The organism is Terrirubrum flagellatum (assembly GCF_022059845.1).
Lineage (GTDB): Bacteria > Pseudomonadota > Alphaproteobacteria > Rhizobiales > Beijerinckiaceae > Terrirubrum > Terrirubrum flagellatum.
In genome coordinates this window covers 229,359-255,943 of the sequence record NZ_CP091853.1, presented here as the reverse complement: position 1 = coordinate 255,943, position 26,585 = coordinate 229,359, and the positions used below count along the sequence as shown (strand labels likewise).

Sequence of the window (26,585 nt, the reverse complement as noted above, 5' to 3'; positions counted from 1 at the left end):
CTCGCTTCGGATCGCGTTACGCTCAGGCCGGTTGAAGCGGTTGATTCGTCGAAGCCAGACGCCGAAGCGCTTGCCGAACGCTGATTCGGCGATAGGTTTCCGCGACCGTTCCACCTTCGCGCAAGGCCTCGCGTCGGGCTTTGACCTGCGCGCGGACGTTCGGCTCGACATCGGCCTCGCGCCGCCGCAGCCATTCAATGTAGGCCGCGTCGGCCTCCTTGAAGAGCGCAGATCCCGGCGACGCGCTTTCTGCGATTCCGCGTTCCGCCAATAATTTCAGCGTCTGATTCGGATTGTATTCCGTGCGCGGATCGACTCCGCGGATGACGATGTCGGCGTCCGGCGTCCTGCTTCCCGAATGATAGACGAAGCATGAGACAAGGCGATCGATCGCCGTTTCCGCTTCCTTGGGACGATAGTCTGCGTCGCCCTCCGGAATATCCGGCAGGGCGAGACGCGTGATGGCGCGGTCGTTAATCGCGTCGAGAAGATCGCGGGGATCGCCGCTCTCGATGATCACCTCGCGGCGCGCGGGCCATATGTCATAGGGCGCATGAGAGCCGTGGCCCTTGCCGATGTGAAAGGCGTAAATCTCCGGATAGACCGCGAGTTCGGATCGGCGCGATGGTTTGACGTCATAGAACCCTGTCATCGCGAGTTGCATCAGGTGCGTGGCGCCGATCGCGCCGAACGGTTCATCGATCACAACGCCGAAACGGTCGCTCTCGCGCCAAACGGGAAAGACGTCGTCGCGACTCGCAGGGCGGCCTTCAATCTCGATCTCGAACATCGACAATTTCAGCAGAGAGCGCACATGCATAGCGGTATCGCCTCTCTTTGTTGTCGCGTAGCGATCTCTCCGCACCGCGGCGATCTGCCCCACGCTATCGCAAGCGGCAGCTTCCAGAGCCTCATACACGCATCGGGCGCTCGACCTCGACGCCTACTTCAGGACCCATTTGGCCCAAGCTTCGGTCATTTCATTGAAGTGCTTCATTTCCCAGACGTCGTCCTGGAAGAAGCCCTTGTCGAGATAGGCGCTCGGCAGAATCTTCTTCCGCTCCGCCGGCACGAGAGCGTCGGCGTCGCTGTTGGTGTAGCCATAGTCGATCAACATGCTGAACCGCGCCTGGCTTTCCGGCAGGAGCGCGAATGCGATATATTTCATCGCATTGGCGTAGTTCGGCGTGCCCTTGGGGATGATGTAGTCGTCGTTGAGGAACTGCGCTCCGTCCCAAGACATGCCGACCGGGAGCCCCTGCTTGACCAACGGACCGATGCGGCCGTTCCAGGCGATGCCCATCACTGTTTCGTTATCCGCCATGAGCTGCGCCGACTGCGCGCCCGTCGTCCAGTAAGTGACAATGTCGTCCTTGATCTTGTCGAGGCTGGCGAAAGCGCGCGGGATATCGAACGGATAAAGCTTGTCCATGGGCGCGCCGTCGGCAATCAGCGCAGGGAAAAGCTGTACGCCGAGCCCCGCGTTGCCTGCCATATAGTTGCGGGGGCCTTTGAAATTCTTCGTGTCCCAGAAGTCTTTCCAGCCCACAGGCGTCGTCCTGAAAGCATCGGCGCGATAGGACATCACCGTCGCCAGCAGGAAATAGGTGACGGTGTATTTCTGCCTGTAGCGTTCGGCCAAGCCAGGAGCATCAATCACGGAATAATCGATCGGCTCGGCATAGTCGCCCTGTGCAAGCAGCGCCATGGCGTTCGAACGCCCGGTCGTGGCGACGTCCCACTCGATGTTCTTCGAATCGACCTGGGCCTTGATCTTGGTGATGGTCGAACCGCTCTGCTCGATAACCTTGATACCCGTCAGCTTTTCGAAAGGCTCGTACATCGCGATCCGCTCGGCGTCGCCGATGGCGCCGCCGGGATTGCAGATGCGGACCTGTCCGGTCCCCTTCAGCTTGGGCGAAACGCTCTTCAGTTCTGGCATGCCGGGCGCCTGGGCGCGAGCTCGCATGGCGGGAGCCATGGACAGGACTGCCGCAGCGCCGCCAAGTAGCAGGTTGCGTCGGTCGATCCCGAAGGGCTGGCGCTTCCGCCGGGCGACCCACTGCTCGACCCGGCGCTCCAGTTCGTAGCGGTCGATCATCGGTCCCTCCATGGCGCACGCCATCCCGTCTTCGCAAATGCTAGGCCGAGTCCCGCCCGCTACAACGGACAAAGAGTCGAGTCGCCATCTGCATCTGCTCTACGCAATGTCGAGGCTCAGGATACCTCTGAAAAGAGCCGGTTCAGCGCCGCGAGCGGGGCGTGGATCGCGTCACACCTCCCCTTTGGTTGCCCATCACCGATCTGGAGCAAATATAATTTATTGATATCGCAGGAATATTTCTGAGGCCATATTTACTACCCCAGTGGCTGAGGAACGGTAAGAGCGTCCCGGCGCCCGTGGTTGTTGTTCCTGCATCGGCGTTCTGCATTTATGGCGTCCTCCCTTGCTCGTATCCCGATTCCATAGCTTTTGCGGTCACCCGCCGGGCCCGCTTTCTGCGGGAGGCCTATGTGGCTCACGCCAGTATGGGCTTTGGATCCGCCTTGAATGGCGGATTGCGAGTCAAAATATCGCAGTGCGCGTTGATCTTCGTCCTCTCCTCAAGACGAATGGGTGGACGATGACGGAGACCGAAGGAAGGTGTTCGCCGACAGAAATCGCGAACGCTGCATAGATGCTCAGCACCCCGTCACACATCGCGGAGGTTGAAATCGCGACAGAAAGACACTCGTGGCGGCCAATCGTCGTCGCTGTCCGCTTTGATGGTGCAAGCAGACGTATTCATGAAGAGTTTCAATGTCTGATTTGAGTCAACTTGAGACGTAATCCGAGGAAGAGCCAATGAGATCATAGCCACCGTCGCGGGGCCGGGACGTTACAACTCGGTGATGCCTCCAGGCCTGCCGTCATCACCAAAACTATCATTCAACGCCGTTATCGCGGCACGAACGTCATCTAGCTTAGCTTCCGGTATAGATTGTTCGTCTTTTTGCTCATCAAACAGAGCCCGCAGTTGTTTTCGCCCAGAATTCGTAGCGGCGGTTAAGGCCGCACGCAGATCGCAATTGTCGCCCGGCGAAGTCGGCGGCGCATCGCCGAGGGAAAGCGGCTTCTTCTTCGCGGACGCTCCTGTCCGGGCTATAAGATTGGCTTCATGTGCGGGCGGCTCGCTCCTTTGAGGGTCGGCTTGAGCTTGCGGTCGGGCATGGTCGTCTCGATCGCTGGTCCGCTCATCTCGCCAAGTTCCTAGGCGAGGCAATTCCAGAAGTCTGCGAACCACTTCATAGAAGCTCTTAAACGGCTTGTCATTGTAGTGCCTGATCTTGCCGATCGCGAACGACCTGGAATTTTTCAGCATCAAAATCGCGGTGAGCGCCGGCAACTCGCGAAGCTCCAGCGGACTTCGCAGCGGCTTATTGGCGTAGTGAGGCGCCCAGACTCGCGACGCGAAGATCCCCTCGCCTCGCCGCACGACCGGCGTCTTATAGATCGTCGTCGTATCGCCGAGCATCTCCGAAACGAACTCTGACGTTTCGAGGTCATTGATCTGGATGAACAGCTTGATCTGCGACCCTGAAACCGTCGTGATGCGCGTGCTCTTGCCGTAGAGCTCATCAAGCTGCGAGAGATCCTGCAGAACGATCGCCATGCGGAAGCCATAACCGGCGCTGATCGTGATCTTGGAGATCAGCGAATCCATGCGGCCCACATGGTAGAACTCGTCGAGCATGAGCAGAACCTGAAGTGGCTCGTCTTTTCCCGGCAGCTTCGCCATCATGAGATCGTGGACTTGCTGAAGCAGGATACGGATCAGCGGCTGGAAGATCGCGAGTTCGGCGATGGTGCAGCCGATAAAGATTGTCATCCGCTTTCTTCTGAGCTCGCGGATGTCAAAGTCGGATGTTTCCGTCGCTGCGCAGATCAACCCATTGTTCCAGGGATTCAGCGCCATGTTCACGTTGAACAAGGCGGAGTTTCGGGTTTCCGGTTGCGCGAGTGATGGAGGCCGGCGAAGGCTGCTTCGTGAATTCAACGGCATCTCAGGCCACCGAAACCCGACGCGCATCTTCCACCGCCTACGCCTCCTACGACGTCGATGCCCGCGCTGTGCGGCTCGGCGTCATTGTTGGGGGAAAGCAGGTGGATGCGTGTTTCCGAAAAATCTCCGTTCGAGATGACTGATGCGACCAAATCCGAGGAATCCCAAATCAAACCGCATCAGGCAAAGTGCGACGAAATTAGCATCGCCTGTGACGATGATCGCCGCCGCGACTGTACTCACCCTGACAAGCGCGACATTAACGATAGCGCAAAGCGAATCAGGTTGGCGCGAGATGACGTTTCACGATTTGCGGGATGTCTCGCCTAGCGATCCCTTGCAAACGATCGTCTGGCCTGACGTCATTGCCGAAGCGAATGACTACGCGCAGAGGGCGCTCAAACGCGACCTCAATGGCCGAAACGCCTACATCACCGCGTTATCCGCCAGATTTGCAAGCAGCAACGGCGACGCAATCGTCAGCACGATTCTCAACCGCGCCTGCGACAGCGGCGCCAATAGCAAGGGCGCCGATATCGCGCCATCGATATGCCCTCTACGGATTGTCGTGATCTCAGCCGGAAAGCTCGCGCGGATTGACGCTCTCGGTTGCTATACCGACCACGATGACGACACACCCGAGAAGAATCGCACCGACGCCGTCTACGTCAAATTCGATGAAGCAGCCCGTCGCGTCGACCTCAGGGCGAATGTCGGCGGGCGAGAGCGTCCGGAATGCGCGCGCTCAATTCCCTTACCCAAACAATGAGCCAACACATGAATTCTTCCAGCCCCTCTTGTCGTTGGCTCGGAGTCGTGGTCGCGTGCCTTTTGTCCCAGCAGCCTGCGGTCGCACAAAGGCAACAATATTGCGAACGCACAAATTATTCTGCGCAGGAGATTACGAATGCCGTGAATGCTTCGCCGCTTCGCTCCGAATTGAAGGGAACGTCCTGCTCCCTCGGCGGTCTCGGCCGCTTTGAATCCGGCGGCAACAAGGGCGTCTATAACGGCAGCTGCTGCACTGGCGTCTTCCAGCTCAACAACGCCAACGTCCGGAAATATGCGCAGACCGACCGCGAAGGTTTCGGTTGCATGTCGCTCCAGGAGCAGACCAACGCCTGGGCGCGGCTGACGAACGACGGATATCAAACCCCGGCTGTGAAGCAGTTGGCCTCGCAGGGAACCTTCGACGGTCAGCGTGTGGATGCAGGTTTCATCGCGGCCTGCATCCAGCTGGGAACCGGCAACTGCCAGAAGATGGTGGACTCAGGGCGTTGTTCCGGATTTGCGGACTCCAACGGTACCACCATCTGCGACATGGCCCGAAACGCCCGTTCGCTCGCTGACCCCAATTGTCGGGATGGTCAGGCCACGTGCAGCAACAACGGACCCGGCGATTCTCTGCTGCAAAACGGCATCGCAACCAATCCCCCGACGTCGGATCAGGCATCAATCGTCGTAGGCGAAGCGCAAATTTGAGTTGAATCGTTAGCGCTGGCAAATTTAGTCGGCCAGATCGAGCGCTTCGAGCACTGCAGCGCGCAACTCGTCGCACAGCTTCTCGTCCGCGAACTTGGAAAAGACCAGCGCCCAAAACAGGACGTCTTGCGCGCGGCCTTGAAAGAGCGCCTTTTCCATTTTCTGCCCGATGAGAGTTGTTGCCCGAAGCATGTCATAACGTCTGCGCAATTCAGAAGCCGTGATCGCAATCTTTTCCTCTACTGTGTGAATCGCCATTACGAACGCATCTCTCACGACATCTCTATAGCCGCGTCTGCTAGCAGATGAGCGGCAAGACGAGTCATGCTTGTTACGCATGGCGAGGTGACGTTGAGGAATTTCGGGAATTTCTGATCCAAACTGATCTCTTGTTCGCAACGCAGTCGCGAAACGCGAGGAGAAGCGCAAAAGTCGTGTTTATATTTCTTTTAGTCGCGGCACGCAGCATCGGCCAAACGCCTGAAGGTCAGCCGCTCAAAATCTGCTAAGATGCGGCCAACGATTTTCTTCATCACCGAAAGGCGCCTGACATACCAAGTGCGCCAAATAGGAACACAGATGCATTCCGCGCGACATCATATCGACAACACGCCGACGAGTTGACGGCGTGTGAACTGCGCGCATTCCATCTGCTTGTGGTCGCGTGAACGACAGACCAATGCGGCTTTCGGTGCGCCTCACTACGTCTCAGGAAACAGGCGGGGAAACAACAGTTCGAGCATCCCGGCGGGAAAGCGCAGGGATACAGGGCCTTTGGGCGTATCCGAGGCCAGCAGTCCGAGCGCGATCGTGTCGTTGAGCACGCGCCGCGCTGTGCGCTCCGGAAGCTGTGTGATGCGCGAGGCGTCGCCGCGCTCGAACTCACCGCGCAGCAGCGCCTCTTCCAAAAGTCGCGCGGTTTCCGGCTTGAGCGACGGATGGCGTTCGACAATTTGGCGCAATCGTTGTGTCAGCCCTGCAAGATCAAAAAGTCCGCTCATGAACGTGACCTGATCGAGCGCGACTTTAAGAAACCAGAGGATGAATTCGTTCAGCGCACGCTGAGAAAGGTTACCGCGTCCGTCAAGATCGCCTTGGCGCGGCGTATCGGCAAGGTCCATCATGCGCTTGTATTCGGCTCGGCTTTCAAGGCCCCGCGCGAGTCCGCGGGAAATCGACCACAATCCGGAAGCTCCGATCCCTGCTTCATGCGCCATGGCGTGGCTCATCAGGCGGCTGACGCGCCCGTTGCCATCGGGAAAAGGATGAATGAAGTTCAGCCTGTGATGCGCCGCCGCCATAGCGACGATGCGGCTGGCTTTGCCGAGTGGCGCGAAGCGATAGCGGTCCTCGAAATAACGCATGAAATCCGGCACACGCTCGCTTGCCGGAGGCACATGCCGTCCAACCGCGACATCATGCTTTTCCTGTGAGCGCCACTCGCCCGGCTGCATGACGAAATCACGCTCTGCTCCGCGCAGATGGAGAAACTCTTCCGGCGCGTCGCGATAGAATTCCCGATGCAGCCGGCGGATGAACTCAGCGGAGGCAGGCTCGGGCAGGCGGCCTTCAAGCGCCAAACGATCAACCTCAGCTTGGACATGGACATGCGCCGCCGCCTCGCGCTGAAGGTTGCGGCGCTCGCGATCATCATCGAATTCGCCGGCAAGGGCCCGGACGATATCGCGCGGCCGTGTATTATGTCCCTCGATGAGATTGCTATAGTAGGCGTTCATCATCCGCACGAGCGCAGCAAGATTTGCGGCCGTGCGAGGATGCAGAGCCTTGCCAAGCGCCGACGTTGCGGCGGCAAGCTCGGCAACGGCATTGGCGATGGGCTCGCTGATCTCTTCGGGCCTCGCCGGCTCGATCCGCTGCACGGTTTCAATTGGCATGTTTGGCCGATTTCGCCTTTTATCAAGCACCTGATAATAATGCGGAAATAGCGAATTTCAACCAAAATCGGCCGATCCCATGGCCGATCTTTTCAGCCAACATCGACGAATTCTGAAGACGGAGCCGTAAACGCGCTTCAATTGGGATCGTTGGGCGCCTGGGGGCAGATGGCCTATTGGCTTAGACCGCATGTGGGCATGGTGATGTTGGAATCAGTCGGCCATCATCGATTCACATCAATGATGCTGCCGCAACCAGGCCACGCGTTGTGACAGACGGCGCCGACAGATCTCAAACCGATGCCTCGGCGCGTTTCGCGATGACAGACGACAGCCAGGATCGCATCACCGGATATTCGGCGACCGATGTAGGGGCATCCTCCCGCGCCATCGCGATGATCTTAATCAGGGCGATCGGGGAAATCAGCATGAATCGAACGACGGATGCCGAACCATCGGCGGATCGACCTCGAGTTCGGCGAGTTCCTTCTGTGCGGGATCAATCGTTGTCAGAGGCGCTGTCGCATTTGGCGCGCCAACGGCGTTCAATCTGTAGCCGACCGACATCGGCCCGTTGTGGCGGGTCTATACGTCGAGCGTCGTCATCCGCTCCCATTGGGTGAAGTGGGCGCAATAGCCGTGCCACTCATCCATTCTCAACTTGAGATAGGCGGCGCTGAAGGAATCGCCGAGCGCGCTTTTCAGGGTCGCGTCAGCGTCGAAAGCGCGTAGCGCATCAAGCAGGTTGAGAGGCAGCCGTTTTGCTTCCTTCGCCCTGTGTGCTTCGGCGTACATATCGATGTCAAAGCGGTCTCCTGGCTCCGCGCGCGTTGAGACGCCGTCGAGGCCGGCGGCGATCAGCGCCGCCTGAAGCAGATAGGGATTGGCGGCGCCATCTGGTAAACGCAGCTCGAAACGGCCCGGAGCAGGAATGCGCGCCATATGCGTGCGATTGTTGCCGGCCCAGGTGACGGTATTGGGCGACCACGTCGCGCCGGAAACCGTGCGCGGCGCATTGATGCGCTTGTAGCTGTTCACAGTAGGGTTGGTGATCGCCGCGAGCGCCGGCGCATGCGCCATCACGCCCCCAAGAAAATGATAGGCGATCTCCGAAAGGCCGTTCGGGTCGTCAGCGTCGGCGAACAGATTGGTCTTCCCGTCGAGGCTCCATCCCGAAACATGCGTATGGCAGCCAGATCCGGTCAGTCTGGCGAATGGTTTCGGCATGAAAGTCGCGCGCAGCCCGTGTTTTTCGGCGATCGAACGCGCCATGAATTTGAAGAAAGAATGCCGGTCAGCCGTGACGAGCGCGTCGTCAAACGTCCAGTTCATCTCGAACTGGCCGTTCGCGTCCTCATGGTCGTTCTGATACGGTCCCCAACCCAGCTCCAGCATCGCATCGCAAATTTCCGTAATGATATCGTAACGACGCATCAGGGCCTGCTGATCGTAACAGGGCTTGGCGGCGATATCCCGCGGATCGGAAATATTCTCTCCATCAGCATCGATGAGAAAAAACTCGGCTTCAACGCCGGTGCGAATCCGCAAGCCCGCCGCCTCGGCGCGCGCGATCTGCGATTTCAGGACGATACGCGGCTGCTGCGTGAGCGCGGAGTCTCCCAGCCGGCAATCCGCCGCAAGCCAAGCGACCTCGCGCTTCCAGGGAAGAACGATCGCCGATGACGCGTCGGGCACCGCGAAGAGATCCGCGTCGGCGGGCGTCATATCGAGCCAGCTTGCGAAGCCGGCGAAGCCCGCGCCGTCCTTCTGCATGTCGCCGATCGCCGCCGCCGGCGCGAGCTTGGCGCGTTGCGTTCCAAACAGGTCGGTGTAGGAAATGAGAAAATAGCGAACGCCTTTGTCTGCGGCGAAATCCGCAAGATTCTGCGTCATATTCCCTCCTCGCCCCGCGTCATCGCCCCGATCCCGGAATCCAGTTAGTGCCGGCAAGCGGCACGCGCGCCATCGCCGCCGCCTCGATCGTGAGCGCACAGAGATCTTCAGGCTCGAGGTGCCGGACATGCGACTTGCCGCAGGCGCGCGCGATCGTCTGCGCTTCGAGCGTCATCACCTTGAGGAAATTCGCGAGACGGCGGCCGCCGGCGACCGGATCGAGCCGCGCCGCAAGGATCGGATCCTGCGTCGTCACGCCAGCAGGATCACGGCCCTCATGCCAGTCGTCATAGGCGCCGGGCGCTGTTCCCAGCGCCGCATAGTCGGCGGAGTAGACGGGATCGTTATCGCCCAATGCTACCAGCGCAGCCGTGCCGATCGACACCGCGTCAGCGCCGAGCGCCAGCGCCTTGGCGACATCAGCGCCGCTGCGGACGCCGCCGGATATAATCAGTTGCACGATTCCGCGCATGCCGAGATCGTCCAGCGCTTGCGCGGCCTGCCGGACGGCGGCGAGCGTTGGAATGCCGACATGCTCGATGAATACTTCCTGCGTCGCCGCGGTGCCGCCCTGCATGCCGTCGACGACGACGACGTCGGCTCCGGCCTTCACGGCAAGCGCGACATCGTAATAGGGGCGCGAGGCGCCAACCTTCACAAAGATCGGCTTTTCCCAGTCCGTGATCTCACGCAGTTCGAGAATCTTGATTTCAAGATCGTCTGGACCGGTCCAGTCGGGATGGCGGGCGGCGGAGCGTTGATCGACGCCAACTGGCAGATCTCGCATCGCCGCGACGCGCCCGGTGATCTTTTGACCAAGCAGCATGCCGCCGCCGCCGGGTTTGGCGCCTTGCCCGACCACGATTTCAATGGCGTCCGCCTTGCGCAGGTCGGAAGGATTCATGCCATAGCGCGACGGCAGATACTGACAGACGAGAATTTCTGAAGCCGTACGCTCTTCCGGAGTCATGCCGCCGTCGCCCGTTGTCGTCGAGGTTCCGACGATCGTCGCCCCGCGCCCGAGCGCCTCCTTCGCGTTGGCGGATAACGAGCCGAAGCTCATACCGGCGATAGTGATTGGTATTTTCAGACGCAGTGGTTTGAGCGCGTGGCGCGCGCCCAGCGTCACGTCGGTTCCGCAGGCTTCTCGATAGCCTTCGAGCGGATAGCGTGAGATGGAAGCGCCGAGAAACAGAAGATCGTCGAAATGCGGAAGCTTGCGCTTGGCGCCGGCGCCGCGAATATCATAGACGCCGGTCGCGGCTGCGCGGCGAATCTCCGAGAGCGTGTAATCGTCAAACGTCGCCGACGGGCGCGGCGTTGTGCGCGGCGCCATCAATAGGTCTCTGCATTGTCGATGTGAAAATGGTAAAGTTTGCGCGCCGAACCGAAGCGGCGGAATTCGTCGGGATCCACGTCATCGAAGCCAGCGCGGGCAAGAAGACCCGCAAGCGTCGCGCGATGTTCGGGACGCATCTCTTTCTCGATGCAATCGGCGCCGAGACTTTTCACCGCGCCGCGCACGAAGAGCTTCGCCTCGTAGATCGAATCGCCGAGCGCGTCGCCGGCGTCGCCGCATATGACAAGGTTGCCGGACTGCGCCATGAAGGCTGACATGTGCCCAACCCGGCCGCGCACAACGATGTCGACGCCCTTCATTGAAATGCCGCAGCGCGAGGACGCGTTGCCCTCGATCACCAACAGCCCGCCGCGCCCGGTCGCGCCGGCGTACTGGCTGGCGTCGCCTTTGACGATGACTTCGCCGGACATGATGTTCTCGGCGACGCCCGGACCGGCAGAGCCATGCACGATAACGGTCGCCCGCGCGTTCATGCCGGCGCAATAGTAGCCGACGCTGCCGCGCGCGACGACGCGGAGCGGCGCATCAAGACCGACTGCGACAGCGTGCGCGCCGCGAGGATTGAGGATTTCAAAGTCGAGATCGTTGGCACCCGCCTCGACCGCGTGCAGCGCCCGGTTGAGATCGCGCAGCGAAGTCGTCGAAAGATCGAACGTCCGCAACGTTCAATGCTCCCACGCATAGACGGTGGCGGGCTCGGGCTCCCAGACGCGCGCAGCTTCGATGCCCGGCAGGTCGACGAGCGCCCGGTATTCGGAGCCGAAAGCGACATAGCGGTCGGTCTCGGCGAGGATGGCGGGCTTGCAGGCGATCCGGTCGCGTAGAACGGCGAAACCCCTCCGCGCGCCGACAACGAAAGTGTAGAAGCCGTCGAGATCAGCCAGCCCGTCCTGCAGCGCGTCGGCAAGGCCGCGCCCCTGCGCCATGCGCTGCGTGAGATAGGCGGCGGCGACCTCGGTATCGTTTTCGGTTTCGAAACGCAGCCCTTCGCGGCGCAGCGCGCGGCGCAAGTCGTTATGGTTGGACAGCGAGCCGTTATGGACGAGACATTGATCCGGGCCTGTCGAGAATGGATGCGCGCCGAGGATCGTCACGGCGGATTCAGTCGCCATGCGGGTGTGGCCGATGGCATGCGTCCCTGCCATGCCCGCGAGGTCGAAGCGCTGTGCAACGTCTCGGGGCGATCCAACCTCTTTGTAGATTTCGATAGCTTCGCCCGAAGCCATGACGCGCAGTTCGGGCGCTGCGGCGATCAGCGCCGCCAGCGCCGCTTGCGCCGCAGCGGGCGCATACACCACTGCATGCGTTTCGCGGCGTTCGATGCGCGCCTCAAGGCCGGCTTCGACGATGCCCCGTTGCAGAGCGCCGAAGGATTCGTCCGGCGTTTTCGACTGCACGGTGAGCTTCGTTTCGCTTTCCCGCGCCGCGCCATAGATCGCGAAACCCGCCGAGTCCGGCCCACGATCGGACATGGAGGCAAGCATCGGCGCGATCAGCGCGCCGAGCTGTGGCTCAAGCGCGGGATCCTTGAGGAAAAGGCCGACAATGCCGCACACGCCCGTCTACCGCTCCGCCGTCGCGGAATGACGCTGGACAGCGGCGCTGGCGGTCAGCGCTGACGCGGCCAGACAATGATGGACAGATACGTCATCGGAGTTTCGTCGAGCCGTTCCGGCCCGTGCGGCGCGCCCGCATCGAAGAAGAGAGAATCTCCGGGCGCCAACGGATAGGTCGCGTCGCCATGGCGATAGGTCACGCGGCCCGTCAGCATGTAGATGAATTCGAGCCCCTGATGCTGAAATCCGGTATAGGCCTGCGCCCCGTCTGAAAGCGTGATGAGATAAGGTTCGAATTCGAATTCGGGTGCAAGAAGATGGCCGAGCAGTTCGTAATGGTGGCCAACCTTGGTGCCGCGGCGTTCTATCTTCACGCCCTGCCCGGCCGGAACGTAGGAACAGTCGCGCCGCTCTTCGGCCCCGTGGAAAAAACTGGCGATCGGCGTATTCAGCGCTTCCGCAATCGCCTGCAGCGTCGCAAGCGACGCCGAGATCGCGCCATTTTCGATCTTCGACAGCATGCTTCCGGAAAGGCCGGAGCGGACCGCAAGCTCCGCCGCCGTGAGCTGCTGCGCAAGGCGAAGCGAGCGGATTTTCATGCCAATGATTGCTTCCAGCGTCCGTTCGCGCGTCGCCGGCGCGTTGGAGACGCCGGCGACGTCGGGGCCCCGCAAAGTCGCTTCGTCGCTCTTCACAATCGCTCCCATTCCTTGAGCCTGCGCGTTTCATGCGACCGCCGGCGCCTCGACGCGACGATCCGCGAGGAACGGCGCAAGGATCAGTTCCGCGCACAGAAGCATAACGCAGGACAGAAGGAAAATGATCGCCGCCATTGCATTGAGCGATGGATCGGCCGACCCGACGATATAGGCGTAGATCGCCACCGGCAGCGTCGGATGGAAGCCGCAAACGAACCAGGCGATGACGAACTCATCGAACGAGAAGGTAAAAGCGAGAATCCACCCGCCGGCGATTCCCGGCAGCGCCCACGGCAGCACGATTCGCGTCAGGCTCTGCCATTCCGTCGCGCCGAGGTTACGCGCGGCCTCCTCCAGTGACTCCGGCATCTGTGACAGCCTGAGCTGGATCAGCGCCATCGCGGGCGCGGTGACCAGCACGATATGCGAGAGGATAACGCTGTAGAGTTCGCCCTGAAGACCGAAACGGGAGAGGAGTCCAAGAAATCCGATGCCAAGGATCAGCGCGGGAATCAGCATTGGCGTCATGATCAGCAGCATAAGCGCCACACGGCCGCGGAAGCGGTAGCGATGGATGGCGTACGCCGCGAAAAAGCCGACAACGCACGCGCCGGTTGCGGCGAGTGGTGAGACGACGAGGCTGGCCTGCAGGGCATCCAGCAGCGAACCATCAGAGAAAAGCTTTTGATACCAGCGTAGGCTCCAGCCCTGGCCGGGTATCGACGCGTACTGATTGCGCTGAAAGGAGAAGACGATCAGCGTTGCGATAGGCAAGAGCAGGAAGACGAAGCAGAACGCGAGATAGGCGCGGCCGAGCGCCGGCAAGCGGCTTCCAGACTTGACACTCATTTCGTCACGATCTTCGTGCGCTCGGACGCGGCAAAGCCAATGAGAAGTAGAGCGATCATCACCAGAATGAGCACGATAGCGAGCGCTGCCGTATGCGGCAGGTTGGTCGAACTCGCATAGGCGCGTACAATCATGTTGGCGAAGAGCGGCGCCTTGCCAAGCGCTGAATCGCCAGCGCCGCCGCCGAGAATGGAGCCCGACAGCACGTCGCCGCAGGCCACCAACGCTGCAAAGGAGAGGCTTAGAATGACGCCCGTTCGTGTCATCGGCAGGATGACGCGGCCTAGCGTCTGTATGCGCGTCGCCCCAATTTGGCGCGAGGCTTCAATCAATGTCGGATCGACATTGCGGATCGACACATAGAGGATGATGACGAGAATTGGCGCGAGAAAATGCAAGAGACCGATGCGCGTCGCTATCTGCGTGTAGAGAATGTTCACCTGCCAGTCGCCGAGGCCGATATAAGCAAGCGCGCCGTTGACGACGCCGCGCCGGGCGAGAAGCACCTGCCACGCGTAGACGCGCAGGATGTAACTCGTCCAGAACGGCGCGACCGAAAGCAGGATGACGAGTCGCTGCCAGCGCTCCGGCACGGAGAAGACGATGGCGAGCGCCATCGGATAGGTCAGCGCCACCGCCAGGATCGCCGTGGTCGCGGCGACATAAAGCGTCTGGGCGATGGCGAGGCCGTAGCTGGAGCCGCGCCAGAAATTGGCGGCGATGTCGCGATAATTGCCGAAGCTGAAACTCGTCACGATCGAAAAATTCTCGACCCGCCAGAAACCGAGCAGCACGAGATAGAGAAGCGGGCCGAGAAAGAACGCGACGAAGAAGGCGGCCGGCAGGCCAATCGCGACAATATACACCAGCCCTCCGCCGCTGCGGCGACGGCCGGCAGGCGGCGCAGCGGCGCCAAGCGCTACGGCGCTCATGCGGCGAGATCCGGCGCGGCGATCACGGCTTCGCCGGCAGCGTGGGGCGCCGAGGTCGGGTCTGGCAGGATGTAGGCGTCTTCCGGCGCGAACCAAAGATCGACGACGGACTCAACGGGAGCCTCCAGCGCGCCAAACGGCTCCTGCACGACGACGCGCCATTCGCCGTCGTCCGCGGCGGCGAGCGTGTAGACAACTTGCGAGCCGACGAATTCTCGCTCCTTCAGGGTCGCCGCGATGCGGTTCTCGCGCACGCCTCCTGATGACCGGCGACGGATTTTTCCGGCCTGAACGACAAGCGTTGCGGGCGCGCCTGCTGTTGGCGCCGCGACGCCCGGCGGCAGCGCCGCCAGAACGCGGCCGCAACCGGCTTCGATGATCGCGAGCCCGTTCTCGACACCGCGACAAACGCCATCGACAACATTGTTCATACCGACGAATTCGGCCACGAACCTCGTTTGCGGCGCCATGAATATATCCTGCGGCGCGCCGATCTGTTCAACGCGGCCGCGATTCATCACGACGACGCGATCGGCCATCGAGAAGGCCTCGCTCTGGTTATGCGTCACATAAAGAAAGGAAATGCCGAGGCGGCGCTGCAAGCGCTTCAATTCGCTCTGCACGCGCGACCGCAGATGCGCATCGAGCGCGCTGAGCGGCTCGTCGAGCAGCAATATCTCGGGATCGGTAGCGAGCGCCCGCGCGATGGCGACGCGTTGCTTCTGGCCGCCGCTGAGCGCATCGATGCGGCGCGACAGAAGATCGGAAACGTCGACGAGCGCCGCCACTTCGTCGACCTTCGCCTTCACCGCAGCCTTGTCGTGTCGACGCAACGTCAGGCCGAAAGCGATGTTGCGTCGAACATCCAGATGCGGAAACAGGGCGTAATTTTGCCAGACCAGCCGCACGCCGCGCGCATGAATAGGCTGATCATCGACATAGCGGTCGGCGACGCGAATGAAACCCTCGTCAGGGGTCTCAAGTCCGGCGACAATGCGCAACAGCGTTGTTTTCCCGCAGCCCGAAGGTCCCATGATCGCCACGAATTCTCCCGGCGCGACCGTAAAGCTCGCGCCTTCGAGAACCACATGGCGACCGAACGCCTTGCGCACGGACTCGAGCGCAAGGGCCGGGCGTGTCTTGAATTCCGCGCCGTCGCTCACGCCTGCGACTTGAAGGCGTTGTAGATGGCGATCCACGCTGAGTCAGGCTGCTGCACTGGCAGGCCGCGCGGCGAGCTTTTCTCGATCATCGTCTCGACCAGCATCTTGCCTGGATTCTTCGGGTCCGGAACGTAGCTCATGAGCTTGGTCTGCTCGGCGTTCCAGAAATTCACCACCTTCATGTTGGGAGCGCGCGCCTTGAATCCCTTGGTGTAGACAAGGTTCGACTGCACCTTCGCGCCGCTCATGTAGTCGATCCACTTGAGCGCGAGCTCCTTGTTGCCGGAATCCTTGCAGAGGCAGGCGGCTTCGCTCCAGCGGATCGAGCCTTCCTTCGGAATCGTCGAGACAAAATTGTCGTAGCCGGCGACGGTCATCTCGATATCCATGTCGCCATAGGGCGTAGCGATGGCGTCCTCGTTGGCGAGAGCGCTGACGAGGCCCTGATTCTGTTCGGCGAAGGAGCGAATCTGCGGACGCAGCTTCATCAACCATGCCTTCACATCGCCAAGCTGCGCTTCGCTGATGTCATAAGGCCGTTCAGCGTTCGGCATCACCGCGAGACTGGCGTTGCTCATGTTCGGCAGATACCAGTCGAACATCACGAGCTTGCCCTTGAACTTCGGCGCGAGCAGGCCATGCCAACTTTCAACGTCAGCTTCAGAGACGTATTTCTTGTTGTAGGAGATGCCATAGCAGGAAAAGCGCGTCGCGATGCCCCAGGTCTTGCCCTCGGGCGCGCGAAGCAATGGAAAATCGCGATATTTTGGATGGTATTCGGCGAGATTTTTGAAGTCGCCCGGATTCATCGGCTCCAGAACGCCCTGTGCGACGAATTTCTGGATGTATTCAGCGTCGCTGATGATCGCGTCGAAGGTGCCCTTCGGCGCCTGCGCGAAATATTGCAGCATCTGTTCGCCGCCGATGTAGTTCTTGAACTCGACCTTGACCTTGTTGGCCTCCTCGAATTCTCCGACCACCGGCTTTTCGTCATAACCAGGCCAGGACAGGATGCGCAGCGGCCCGGCGGCGCGCGCCTTGTTGATGATCGTCAGATTGGTCCAACCGACGATCGCTGCGCCGCCAGCCAGCGCGGAGCGACGCGACAAGCCGCGGCGGGGCGCGGCGGCGGATTTTGGATGGATAGGCTTTGACGTGTCGACCATCGGTTTTCCCCTCTGTTCTCGGCGGCGGAGTAGCCTCGTCAGGCGGCGATGAGTTTCGTGAGCGGCGGATAGGTTTCAGGATCGAAGAAGACTTCGCCCGGCGCGTAGCGATGCTCGGCCGGCACGTTCACGTCGAAGCCCGGTTCGTTGTTCATGTCGAAGGTGAGTTCGATCTGCACGCCGCTCGGGTCATAGACGAACATCTGAAAAAGCGTCGTGCCCGGGATGACGAATTCGCGCCACGGCAGACCGTAACGACGAAAGCGGTCGCGGTATTCAGCGTGGCCAACGGCGACGAAGGAGACATGATCGATGGCGGCGGTGCCAAGCGGCGTGATGCCAGTCGGGCCCATGCCGGCCCCTTCCGCCCAGATATGAATGATCTGCTCGCCGACCGGCGTGCCGCAGGCGAGCCACGCGCCCCTGTTGCCCATGGCTGGACGCGGCGCTTCGCGCAGGCCCAGCACGCCCTTGTAGAAGGCGAGCGTGAGCGGAAGGTCGTTGGTTTTCACAAGGACGTGGAAGAGGGCCGTGATCGCGCAACTCTGGGCCATGCCGAACGCTCCCTGGACCGCCGTTCGCGGCGCTGCCGCAAGGAGATCGCAAGGCGCGTGCCAAAGATCGGAAGCTCCCTCACCACCCGCGCCTCGGCCTGAAAGACCAATTATTTCTTATGCTTGCTGATGGCGGCAGGGTCTGCAGGCACTGGTGCCCAAGAGTCGATATTTCTGATTAAGAAATAATCATTCCTGAACAGAAACATGGCGCAGCGACCGTCACGAGCGTGAAAAACCCTCGGAACGGCGTGGCTCGCCTCTTGCAGTCGTCGATTTCTCGAGCCTCCGGGAGGACCGATGATCCACGCGCCGCTGTTGATCCGCGACGCCGACTGCGTGCTCACCAAAGCCGGCGCAACCACCTCGGAAGACATTCTGATCGAGAAAGGCAGAATCGCCGCAATCGGCCGGGGACTCGCCGCCCCTTCCGGCGCGTCGGTCATTTCAGGACGTGGACGGCTCGTCGCGCCAGGCCTTGTCAACGCGCACTGGCATTCGCCCATGCAGCTTTCTCACGGCACCGCCGACCGCATGAATCACAAGGTGTTCATGTGGGAGAACCAGGTCGACACCGCCAATCGCTCGCAGGAGGAAATCTACGTCTCGGCGACAATCGGCTGCCTGCAGATGCTGAAGACCGGCGCGACGTCGGTGATCGATCATTTTCCCGAACAGTGGTTTTCCATCGACGATGTCGCTACCGTCGTGCGCGCCTTCGAGGATTGCGGCATGCGCGCCGTCGTCGCGCTGCGCATTTTCGACGGCGAATATTCCGACATCCTGCCGCCGCCCGAACGAATGACGGAGAGTCTGAAGACGGCGCTGAAGACCGGCAATTCACTGGCTCCGCGCCCGCTCGATGAGAGCCTCGGCGTGGTGCGCGAGGCGATGGCGCGCTTCGATCGAAGGGCTGGCCGCATTCGCATCTTTCCTGCGCCTTCCAATCCGATGCGTTGCTCTGACGCGCTCCTCGTCGCATGCGAAAAGATCGCGCAGGAGCGTGACTCCGGCGTTCACTGCCATCTCCTTGAGACGCGCACCCAGGCCGAACTTGCGCGGGCGAAGTACGGCCGCTCGATGGTCGAGCATATGGCGGCGATCGGCGCTTTCTCTCGGCGCTGGAGCAACGCCCACTGCAACTGGCTTTCCGATTCCGAGATTGCGCTGATGGCGGAAAAGGGCGCCGTCGCCGTCTTCAATCCCGAGAGCAATCTCAAGATCGGATCAGGCGTGCCGCCGATCCCGAAATTCGTCGCGGCGGACGTGACTTGCGCGCTTGGCGCCGACGGAGTCAGCACCAACGACAACGCGATCATGCATGACGCCATGACGCTCGCCGCGATCCTGCACCGGCCGCAGGAGCCCGATCGCGCCCGCTGGATCACGGTCGAACAGGCGCTCGCCATGGGCACGACGGGCGGCGCGGCCGCGATGATGGAGGCCGATCTCGGAACAATCGAGGTCGGCGCCAAGGCCGATCTCGTCCTCTACGATCTCTCAGAGACCTGGTGGACGCCGCTCAACGATCCCGCGCAGCAGCTTGTCTTCGGCGAACGCGGCGGCGGCGTGCGCACCGTCATCGTCGATGGCCGCGTGCTCGTCGAGGACGGACGCGCCGTGACGATCGACGAAGCTGCAATCGTCAAAGCCGCGCGAGACATTCTGCCCCGCGTCCGCGCGCGCAACGCCGGCGTCGCAGCCGTCGCCCGCGAAGTCGCCGCTCTCGAATAGGAGGAGCCATGACTGACATCGACGCCTTCATGGACCGCGCCATCGCCTTGTCGCGCGAGTCTCTGCAAAAGCCGGGAACCGCGCCGTTCGGCTGCGTCGTCGTGCGCGACGTAAAAATCGTTGGCGAAGGACTCAACCATTCCGTCGCCCATTATGATCCGACTTCGCATGGCGAGGTTGAGGCGATCAGAGACGCCTGCCGCAACCTGAAGACGCTGCGTCTTGATGATTGCGATCTCTACACATCCTGCGAACCCTGCTCGCTCTGCGTTGCGACGATGACGCTGGTTGGCGTCCGCAAGCTCTATTACGCCGCTTCGCTCGATCAGTCGGGCCCGGCGCTCGCCGCGAGGATGCCGACGATCGACATTCCTGCGCTGCGCGCCGAATCCGGTTCTACGCTCGCTGAAAGACGCATGCCGTCGCAACAGCTCAAGGACGCCGCGGTGCTCGAAGCCTGGGCTAGGGCCTGATCCATGGCGTTCGATCTTCTTATCCGCGGCGCGACGCTGGCCGACGGCCGCGTCGGAATCGACCTTGCGATCAAGGATGGTCGCTTTGTCGAAATCGCGCCGGCGATCCAGGGTGAGGCGCGCGAAACAATCGACGCGACCGGCCGGTTCGTCAGCCCGCCCTTCGTCGACGCGCATTTCCATCTCGATGCGACGCTCGCGCTCGGCTTCCAGGGCCGCTTCAATGTTTCCGGCACGCTCGCCGAAGGCATCGCGATCTGGAACGACATCCGCGACGCCATCCCCGCCGAAGATTTCCGCCGCCGCGCCCTCGCCTATTGCGATCTTGCCGTCAGCCAGGGCTTGCTGGCCATCCGCAGCCATGTCGACGTGACCGACAAGCGGCTCGTCGCCGTCGACGTGCTGCTCGACGTAAAGAAGGAGGTCGCGCCCTACCTCGATCTCCAGCTCGTCGCGTTTCCGCAAATGGGTTATTTCTCGGCGCCCGAGACGCCTGACAACATCGCCCGCGCGCTCGACAAGGGCGTCGAGGTGGTCGGCGGTATTCCCCATCTCGAACCGACAGCGGAACTCGGCCATGAATCCGTGCGCCGCCTTGCGAGGCTGGCCGCCGATCGCGGCCTGATGATCGATCTCCATTGCGACGAGAACGACGATCCCAATTCCCGCTGCGTCGAGACGCTGGCCTACGAGACGAAACGATTGGGGCTCGGCGGCCGCGCCGTCGGCTCGCATCTCACCTCAATGCATTCGATGGACAATTTCTACGCTGCGCGCCTGATCACGATGATGGCGAAGGCGGATCTGCAGGTGGTGACCAATCCGTTGGCCAACATGTTTCTGCAGGGTCGCTTCGATAGTTATCCGAAGCGCCGCGGCCTGGCGCGCATTCCAGAGCTGATGGCGGCCGGATGCACGGTTGCGACGGGACACGACAGCGTGCTCGACCCCTGGTATCCGCTGGGGCGCGCCGATATGCTCGACGTCGCTTCCATGACGGTGCATGCAGCGCATCTGTCGAGCCATCGAGGCATGCGTGACTGCCTCGACCTCGTCACGACGCTGCCAGCGAAGATTCTCGGTCTCGGGGATTACGGAATCGAAATCGGCAAACCGGCAGACTGCGTCGTTCTGCAGGCGGCGGATGGCTTCGAGGCGATCCGGCTGCGGCCGCCGCGCCTTGCCGTCGTGCGACGCGGCAACGTCATCGCCCGCTCCGAGCCGACGCAGTCGGCGCTGATGCTTCCCGGCCGGCCGACGAGCGTCGATCCAGCCGTGATCCGCGCCTTCAGCGTCTCATAGCGCGAAGCTTTCGCGGACCGCCCGTTCAACGCCGGCGGTGTAGACGTCGAAGAGCATCCGGCCCTTCGCCGCTGTTGCGCCGCGCGTCGTCGACAGCACGCCCGACGAAGGCACAGTTCCGTCGGGAAGCGGATACGCATCCCACAGCGCGAGTTTCGCGGGCCCGTCCTCGACGACTTGTGACAGATCGACGAGATCGGGCCGCAAATGCAGCATCATCGAGGTCTCCATGATCGAGGCGTGTTCGAGCGCCCAGCCCGGAAAACCCTCGTCGAACGTCGCCGCCTGCGCTTCCAGCGTAATGAACTCCCAATAATCGATGCGCGCGACCTTCATGTCGTGAACGCCCTGCGCGGCGAGATCGCGCAGCGCCAGATCGACGCCCTCGATCAGGAACATCGCATTCTCGAAATGACCGTCGATCAGCGCGACGCGCCGCACGCCGTGACGCGCGAACTCGCGCAGCAGATCACGCATGAGCGCCGTCAAAGTGGCGCCGTCGAGGCTCGTCGTGCCGCGAAACGACTGGCCGCCGCCGGAGCGCGGTTGCGATTTATAGCCGTAGGCGAAAGGTTCCGCGACGATCGCGCCGACGCGCCGCGCAACCTCGCTCGCCAGCGCCAGCGGAATGATAACGTCGACCGACAGCGGCATGTGAAAGCCATGCTGTTCGATGGACCCCACAGGCAGAAGCACCGGCTGGCCTTCATCCACCCGTCGCGCATAGTCGCACCACGTCATCTCCGCCATCCGAACCGTCATCACCGACTCTCCTGCGCGAAGTCGCGACGCAAGTCCTATGCCGTCAGTGCGGCGGCTATCATCTCGTGATCGTAGCTGGTGAGTTCGATCCGATTCCCGTCGGGATCGAGAAAATGGAACGACCAGGCCGCGCCATGATCAACGGTGTTGGCGCGCGTCAACGGCTCTCCGTCGCGATGAGTCAGAGAGAGGGCGTCGAGCCGTGCGGCGAATGCGAGGAAATCGGCGCCTGAAACGGCGAACCCCACCGTATGATCGCCGGCGCGGGGCGGATCATCGGGCCGCCGCTGAAAAAGCGCGATGCAGGATCGCGACCGACCGCTGCCGATAAACAGCGGTTGCGTCGGATCGGACGCCCAATGGGGAACGCGGGCGTCGCGCCGCAAACCCAGCACGCGCTCGTACCAGTCCGCGGACGCCTCGCGATCGGAGACCGTGATGTGAACGTGATCAAGATCGAGACTCACCATCGGCATGAGCGAACTATGCGGACACAACACGCATCTGTCGAGAGCGACGGCCTTTCGGCACTCGGGCGCAATGATGTTCAGCAATGCGATCGACGGATGGCGTTATGTTCATCGCGCTCGCCGACCGCCATGCAGGCATGTTGAAACTTTTGACGGCGTCAGTTCACAAACCTTCCGCAAGTACCCACCGTCTGTCGCTATCACGCGGACGCTTCGGCGTGTTTCGCGATAACAGACGACAGCCACAAGCGCATCGCCGGGTCCTCGGCGACGGGCCCGGGATCATTTTCGCGCGCCATCGCGACGATCTGAATCAGAGCGATCGGGGAAATCAGCATGAATCGAACATAGGGGTGGTGAACCAGCGATGGATCAACCTCCAGTTCGGCGAGTTCCTTCTCCGTGGAATCGATCGTTGCAAGAGCCACGGTCGTATTCGGCGCGCCGGCGGCGTTCAATCTGTAGCCGATCGCGCGACAGACATCCGCGGCGACAAATCTTGGCCCGGCGTTATCAAGCACAAAGCGGATCACGCGTCCGTTGACCCAGGGCAGCTTGTGGATTCCGTTGGCGCGGAATTTCTTCAAGTTTTCCTCGCGCCGATGGATTCTTGTCGCCAAACCGCATGCAATAACGCGCCGGCGCATGCGAGTCCTAGGAGACGGTTCGATGACGCGTCAAGTGAGGAGCGTTTTCTCCCCCTCACCCGAATCTCCAGACGGGGATACCGAGCTTGCGCGCCTTGTCGGCGAGATTTTCTGTGATCCCGGAGCCGGGGAAGACGATGACGCCGATCGGCATGGTCTCAAGCAGCTGATCGTTGCGCCTGAATGGCGCAGCCTTGGCGTGACGGGTCCAGTCCGGCTTAAAGGCGACCTGCGTCACCTTGTGATGATCAGCCCAGCAGGCCGCGATGCGCTCCGCGCCTTTGGGCGAGCCGCCGTGTAAGAGCACCATGTCAGGATGCTTGGCGCGAACCTTGTCGAGCGCGTCCCAGATGCGCTTGACATCGTTGCACTCCATGCCTCCGGAGAAAGCGATCCGGGGCCCAGCCGGAAGCAGCGGATCGTTCTCGATGCGACGGCGGGCGGCGAGGAAATCTCTGGAGTCGATCATCGCCGCGGTGAGCAGACGATGATTGACGAGCGAGCCGGAGCGCGGCCGCCAGGATGAGCCGGTATGGGCCTCGAACAACTCGGCGGCGTGGTCGCGAAACAGCTCCATCCCGTCGCGGCGCTCGATCAGGCTTTGGCCCTCCGCAATGAGGCGTTCGAGTTCGACCGAGCGAATTTCCGAACCGTCCTGTTCCTGCTGGCTGCGCTTTTGGGCGTCTTCGTTGCGATCGAGCAGTCGCTGGATGCGATCGACGGCGCGGTGGAAAAGATTGACGGATGACCAGAGCAAATCGTCGAGATCGGGTTCAAGCCGTGTATCGACAAGCGTTGCGATGAGAGCGTCGAAAATATCAGCGAGAGTGCCGTTGATTGCGAGTTCGTCCGGAAGCGACCGCGTATCGGGCTCGTCGGGATGCGGGCGATGGCCGTGGAGCTGTAATTCGCTAATGACGCGTTCGGTCGGAGATGAGGCGTGACGCGCCTCATAGCCGTCGTCTGGATCGAAGTTCATGATGGTCTCCGCTGGTGGCGGCCGCGCCGTTCGCGGCCTTTGCGGCGATTCTCTGCGGCGGACGGGCCGGATCCGCATCGGCGAGCAAAGCGAAACGGCCGGAGCGCAGCGGAGGACGGCGAAGGACAGGTTTGTTGCTGCGCGAGGAGCGCTGGCGATCAGCCAGCGCGGGGAAGAAACCTGACCGCAGCCGTTGCGGAGACCGGGCCGTCCGCCGCTTCATCGCCGCCTCTCAAGGCCGCGGCGCGGCCCCTCGCCAGCGGAAAACAATCCGCGATCGATCCGGATGATCGGCAGCAGCCGCGCCCGGCTCATTCGCTGACGGCGTGCCCTGCGGACAGGAGTCGGGTCGCGTCGGCAGGAACGAGTTGCGCGCGCAAGGTCCGGACGAGCGCGTCGACGCCAAAGCGCCGGAGATCTTCGTTGAAATCGCCGAGCGCAGGCTGCAGCGTCAGAACCTCGATCCCTCGACTGCGCGCGCGATCGCCCAATCGCTGCGCCGCGCGTCGACCGGCCGCATCCTGATCGAGCGCAACGTAGAGACGAGTCAATGAAGCAGGAAGCAGGAGCGCCGCGAGGTGATTGGCTGAGGTCGCCGCGATCATCGGCGTCGCGGGCATCGCAGTACGTAGCGACAGCATAGTCTCAAGGCCTTCGCCGGCGATGATCATGTCGATGGAGGCACGAGCATTCGGCCAGCCCAGGCGCACGCCGTGACCGAGGATCGCGCCCATGGGCCGACGCGGCGAAGCGACCTGCGCCTTCGCTTTGCCCGATGGATCGAGCCAGGTGCGATGCACGCCGGTGATTTCGCCGGCGTCGTTGGTGACAGCGGCGATCAGCGCAGGGAGTTCCTGGGTTCGCGCCCGGCGATGATCGCGATAGCGGCAGCAGGGGTGGAAACGCAATGTCTTGGCGTCAACGCCAATGCTCCGGAGGTCGACGCCGCGCTCACCGAGATAGACTTCAGCGATCGTGCCTCTGACCGGCCGCGACATGGAGAACAGGCGGCGTGCGGCTGCGGTTGTCTCTCGATCACCGCTCCATTCTCCGTTTTGATCATCGATCCGTTCAGCTTTTGGCAGGCGCAGAAACAAGCGCGCTTCGTTCAACGTGTCGCGAAGACTCGCGTGGCGCTGGCTGAGCCCGATCAGATCAAGGAGATCGCCGTGCTGGCCGGTCGCTGCGTCCGTCCATTTACCGGCCGCGCCTTTGCCGTGATCAGGCCCGCGCAGTCTGACATAGAGACTGCGGCCCTGCGTCTTCGCCATTCGCTTCTGCTTCACCAGCAGCTCCAGCGCCCGATAGCGCCGGCCTCCAGCCGGAACTTCGAACATGCCGGTCTCTTTCCCGTCCCCATCCAGCACCGGCCGGACGCTCAGGCCCTGCAGCAACGTCCGCTGCGCAATACTCTCCGCCAGTTGCTCGATCGATATGCCGGCTTTCACCCGCCGCACATTCGCCTGGCTGAGCATCAACTTGTTGAAGGGGATATCACGTGATGCACTCAGCCCAATCTTCTGTTGGGCAGCCATATCTGCTTCTCCGCGACGGATCGGCCGGTAGCCACTCTCTCGGCCTAAATCCGTCACGAATCTCCCGGCCAATCTTTCACTCTCCAGCGCGTCGCAGCGTTTCAATTACGCCAACAGCTTTCAACAAGGGCGGTCCACAGCGTCATTGTTAAAATCTGATCTTGCTCCACAAACAGGACTTTCGAGGCCGAAATCGGTCGTCTTTCACATGATGCTCGGCGACTGCGCGCCATCCATTGTAATCGTCACGGCCGTGACGTACGCAGCCCGCTCCGACGACAGAAATAGGGCCATATCCGCGATTTCATAAGGATCAGCTGCTCGCCCCAAAGGAATGCGCTTGTAAGCGACTTCTCTCATTGAAACCTCGTCGATCTGCGCCAATTTCGCTTCGGCGCGCAATCCTTGTGTAACGCGATCTGTTTCCGTCAGGCCCGGATTGATGCCAACCACGCGAACGCCTTGGGGAGCGTAGGCCGCCCCTAACCCAGCTGTTGCGAGCATCAAGGCCGCATTCGCCGAGCCGCCAGCGAGATGCGTGGGCGACGGCGCTTTCCCGCCATTGCCAATAATATTGATGATGACGCCTGTCCCACGCGCCGCCATGCGCTTCACCACGGGATCAATAACATTGATGTAGGAGAAGAATTTTGCATCGAACGCTTTGCGCCAAGCGGCCGGCGTGAGTTCATCGGGAGGCGTGCGAACGGCGGCGCCGGCGGAATTGACCAGAATCGAGAGCGGACCGATGGCCTGTTCGGCCGCTTCGATCGCGTGGGTCGCCTGGTCAGCCTCGACGAGGTCCGCGGCGACGCCAAATGCGCCGGAGAGACGTTCAAGCGCCGCGTCGAGGTTTGATTGAGATCGTGATGCAATAGCGACTTTCGCGCCTTCCATGAGGAAGCGCCCGGCGCAGGCGAAGCCGATCCCCTTTGAACCACCCGTGATAAAGACTGATTTGCCTGCGATGCCGAGATTCATTGCGCGCCTGCCTGTCCGATCCAAAGTGGCATGGTGAGATATAGCCGATCAGGCGCAGGCAATTCCTTTGCCGCCGACGGCGCCCTAGGAGCCTGTGGCTCAAGACCGGAC

At 61.7% G+C, this 26,585-nt stretch carries 29 protein-coding genes; 7 read left to right on the top strand and 22 right to left on the bottom strand.

The genetic code is table 11. The annotated features are described in order from the left end of the window. Positions 1-22: 22 nt before the first annotated feature. From L8F45_RS29710 to L8F45_RS29700, 3 genes are all read right to left on the bottom strand, one after another. Positions 23-820, bottom strand: coding sequence for a hypothetical protein (locus L8F45_RS29710; protein ID WP_342364079.1), 798 nt, complete (start codon positions 818-820; stop codon positions 23-25). Between the two features lie 123 nt (positions 821-943). Beyond that, positions 944-2,101, bottom strand: coding sequence for an ABC transporter substrate-binding protein (locus tag L8F45_RS29705; RefSeq protein WP_342364078.1), 1,158 nt, complete (start codon positions 2,099-2,101; stop codon positions 944-946). Between the two features lie 778 nt (positions 2,102-2,879). Continuing rightward, positions 2,880-3,962, bottom strand: a complete 1,083-nt coding sequence (locus L8F45_RS29700) for a type IV secretory system conjugative DNA transfer family protein (RefSeq protein WP_342364211.1) — start codon at positions 3,960-3,962, stop codon at positions 2,880-2,882. Positions 3,963-4,254: 292 nt separating this feature from the next. Here L8F45_RS29700 and L8F45_RS29695 point away from each other — a divergent pair, with 292 nt between their 5' ends. Continuing rightward, on the top strand, positions 4,255-4,812 hold the full coding sequence (locus tag L8F45_RS29695) for a hypothetical protein (protein ID WP_342364077.1): 558 nt from the start codon (positions 4,255-4,257) through the stop codon (positions 4,810-4,812). A gap of 143 nt (positions 4,813-4,955) precedes the next feature. Beyond that, positions 4,956-5,525 (top strand): hypothetical protein, encoded by a 570-nt coding sequence (locus L8F45_RS29690; protein ID WP_342364076.1) that lies wholly within the window; start codon positions 4,956-4,958, stop codon positions 5,523-5,525. A 24-nt stretch (positions 5,526-5,549) separates the two neighbouring features. On the opposite strand, the gene L8F45_RS29685 is transcribed toward L8F45_RS29690, so the two are convergent. Next, entirely contained in the window at positions 5,550-5,783 is a 234-nt protein-coding gene (locus L8F45_RS29685; protein ID WP_342364075.1) for a hypothetical protein, read from the bottom strand. Positions 5,784-6,226: 443 nt separating this feature from the next. Then, positions 6,227-7,105 (bottom strand): Fic family protein, encoded by an 879-nt coding sequence (locus L8F45_RS29680; RefSeq protein ID WP_342364210.1) that lies wholly within the window; start codon positions 7,103-7,105, stop codon positions 6,227-6,229. On the opposite strand from L8F45_RS29680, the gene L8F45_RS29675 reads away from it, so the two are divergent. Continuing rightward, positions 7,007-7,471: a hypothetical protein gene (locus L8F45_RS29675; RefSeq protein ID WP_342364214.1), complete on the top strand. Its 465-nt coding sequence runs from the start codon at positions 7,007-7,009 to the stop codon at positions 7,469-7,471. The two genes, L8F45_RS29680 and L8F45_RS29675, sit on opposite strands and share 99 nt — an antisense overlap. Before the next feature lie 241 nt (positions 7,472-7,712). On the opposite strand, the gene L8F45_RS29670 is transcribed toward L8F45_RS29675, so the two are convergent. From L8F45_RS29670 to L8F45_RS29620, 11 genes are all read right to left on the bottom strand, one after another. Further along, complete coding sequence (locus L8F45_RS29670) at positions 7,713-7,850, bottom strand: hypothetical protein (protein WP_342364074.1); 138 nt, start codon at positions 7,848-7,850, stop codon at positions 7,713-7,715. A 155-nt stretch (positions 7,851-8,005) separates the two neighbouring features. Further along, complete coding sequence (gene glnT / locus L8F45_RS29665) at positions 8,006-9,313, bottom strand: type III glutamate--ammonia ligase (protein WP_342364073.1); 1,308 nt, start codon at positions 9,311-9,313, stop codon at positions 8,006-8,008. 19 nt (positions 9,314-9,332) lie between these two features. After that, positions 9,333-10,649: an FMN-binding glutamate synthase family protein gene (locus tag L8F45_RS29660; protein WP_342364072.1), complete on the bottom strand. Its 1,317-nt coding sequence runs from the start codon at positions 10,647-10,649 to the stop codon at positions 9,333-9,335. After that, positions 10,649-11,335 carry a GXGXG domain-containing protein gene (locus tag L8F45_RS29655; protein WP_342364071.1) on the bottom strand — a complete coding sequence of 229 codons (687 nt, stop codon included), beginning with the start codon at positions 11,333-11,335 and terminating at the stop codon, positions 10,649-10,651. Before L8F45_RS29655 ends, L8F45_RS29660 begins: the two co-directional genes overlap by 1 nt. Positions 11,336-11,338: 3 nt before the next feature. Beyond that, positions 11,339-12,229 carry a class II glutamine amidotransferase gene (locus L8F45_RS29650; protein ID WP_342364070.1) on the bottom strand — a complete coding sequence of 297 codons (891 nt, stop codon included), beginning with the start codon at positions 12,227-12,229 and terminating at the stop codon, positions 11,339-11,341. A gap of 53 nt (positions 12,230-12,282) precedes the next feature. Beyond that, a complete protein-coding gene (locus L8F45_RS29645) occupies positions 12,283-12,936 on the bottom strand; it encodes a helix-turn-helix domain-containing protein (RefSeq protein WP_342364069.1) in 654 nt (217 codons plus the stop codon). 18 nt (positions 12,937-12,954) lie between these two features. After that, on the bottom strand, positions 12,955-13,776 hold the full coding sequence (locus L8F45_RS29640; protein ID WP_342364068.1) for an ABC transporter permease: 822 nt from the start codon (positions 13,774-13,776) through the stop codon (positions 12,955-12,957). Then, complete coding sequence (locus L8F45_RS29635; protein ID WP_342364067.1) at positions 13,773-14,708, bottom strand: ABC transporter permease; 936 nt, start codon at positions 14,706-14,708, stop codon at positions 13,773-13,775. The genes L8F45_RS29640 and L8F45_RS29635 overlap by 4 nt, the downstream gene beginning before the upstream one ends. Continuing rightward, complete coding sequence (locus L8F45_RS29630; protein WP_342364066.1) at positions 14,705-15,871, bottom strand: ABC transporter ATP-binding protein; 1,167 nt, start codon at positions 15,869-15,871, stop codon at positions 14,705-14,707. The genes L8F45_RS29635 and L8F45_RS29630 overlap by 4 nt, the downstream gene beginning before the upstream one ends. Then, positions 15,868-17,037: an ABC transporter substrate-binding protein gene (locus L8F45_RS29625; protein ID WP_342364065.1), complete on the bottom strand. Its 1,170-nt coding sequence runs from the start codon at positions 17,035-17,037 to the stop codon at positions 15,868-15,870. The genes L8F45_RS29630 and L8F45_RS29625 overlap by 4 nt, the downstream gene beginning before the upstream one ends. Positions 17,038-17,075: 38 nt before the next feature. After that, a complete protein-coding gene (locus L8F45_RS29620) occupies positions 17,076-17,591 on the bottom strand; it encodes a VOC family protein (protein WP_342364064.1) in 516 nt (171 codons plus the stop codon). Between the two features lie 300 nt (positions 17,592-17,891). Between L8F45_RS29620 and L8F45_RS29615 the strand changes: the two genes are divergently transcribed. The 3 genes from L8F45_RS29615 to L8F45_RS29605 are packed head-to-tail and all read left to right on the top strand — an operon-like array spanning position 17,892 to position 21,100. Continuing rightward, positions 17,892-19,325 (top strand): amidohydrolase family protein, encoded by a 1,434-nt coding sequence (locus tag L8F45_RS29615; RefSeq protein WP_342364063.1) that lies wholly within the window; start codon positions 17,892-17,894, stop codon positions 19,323-19,325. Between the two features lie 8 nt (positions 19,326-19,333). Then, on the top strand, positions 19,334-19,798 hold the full coding sequence (locus tag L8F45_RS29610) for a nucleoside deaminase (protein ID WP_342364062.1): 465 nt from the start codon (positions 19,334-19,336) through the stop codon (positions 19,796-19,798). Positions 19,799-19,801: 3 nt separating this feature from the next. Further along, the gene (locus L8F45_RS29605) at positions 19,802-21,100 is read left to right on the top strand and encodes a cytosine deaminase (protein WP_342364061.1); all 1,299 of its coding nucleotides are present in this window, start codon (positions 19,802-19,804) and stop codon (positions 21,098-21,100) included. Here the strand turns inward: L8F45_RS29605 and L8F45_RS29600 are convergent. The 4 genes from L8F45_RS29600 to L8F45_RS29585 form a co-directional block, all read right to left on the bottom strand. Then, on the bottom strand, positions 21,095-21,862 hold the full coding sequence (locus L8F45_RS29600; protein WP_342364060.1) for a creatininase: 768 nt from the start codon (positions 21,860-21,862) through the stop codon (positions 21,095-21,097). The two genes, L8F45_RS29605 and L8F45_RS29600, sit on opposite strands and share 6 nt — an antisense overlap. 35 nt (positions 21,863-21,897) lie before the next feature. Continuing rightward, positions 21,898-22,338, bottom strand: a complete 441-nt coding sequence (locus L8F45_RS29595) for a VOC family protein (protein WP_342364059.1) — start codon at positions 22,336-22,338, stop codon at positions 21,898-21,900. A gap of 194 nt (positions 22,339-22,532) precedes the next feature. Further along, entirely contained in the window at positions 22,533-22,919 is a 387-nt protein-coding gene (locus tag L8F45_RS29590) for a BRO-N domain-containing protein (protein ID WP_342364058.1), read from the bottom strand. Positions 22,920-23,034: 115 nt separating this feature from the next. After that, on the bottom strand, positions 23,035-23,958 hold the full coding sequence (locus L8F45_RS29585) for an SLOG family protein (RefSeq protein WP_342364057.1): 924 nt from the start codon (positions 23,956-23,958) through the stop codon (positions 23,035-23,037). On the opposite strand from L8F45_RS29585, the gene L8F45_RS29580 reads away from it, so the two are divergent. Further along, positions 23,957-24,142, top strand: a complete 186-nt coding sequence (locus L8F45_RS29580; protein WP_342364056.1) for a hypothetical protein — start codon at positions 23,957-23,959, stop codon at positions 24,140-24,142. The two genes, L8F45_RS29585 and L8F45_RS29580, sit on opposite strands and share 2 nt — an antisense overlap. A gap of 127 nt (positions 24,143-24,269) precedes the next feature. On the opposite strand, the gene L8F45_RS29575 is transcribed toward L8F45_RS29580, so the two are convergent. After that, positions 24,270-25,493 (bottom strand): ParB/Srx family N-terminal domain-containing protein, encoded by a 1,224-nt coding sequence (locus L8F45_RS29575; RefSeq protein ID WP_342364055.1) that lies wholly within the window; start codon positions 25,491-25,493, stop codon positions 24,270-24,272. Positions 25,494-25,697: 204 nt separating this feature from the next. Beyond that, complete coding sequence (locus L8F45_RS29570) at positions 25,698-26,474, bottom strand: SDR family NAD(P)-dependent oxidoreductase (RefSeq protein WP_342364054.1); 777 nt, start codon at positions 26,472-26,474, stop codon at positions 25,698-25,700. Positions 26,475-26,585 lie beyond the last annotated feature (111 nt).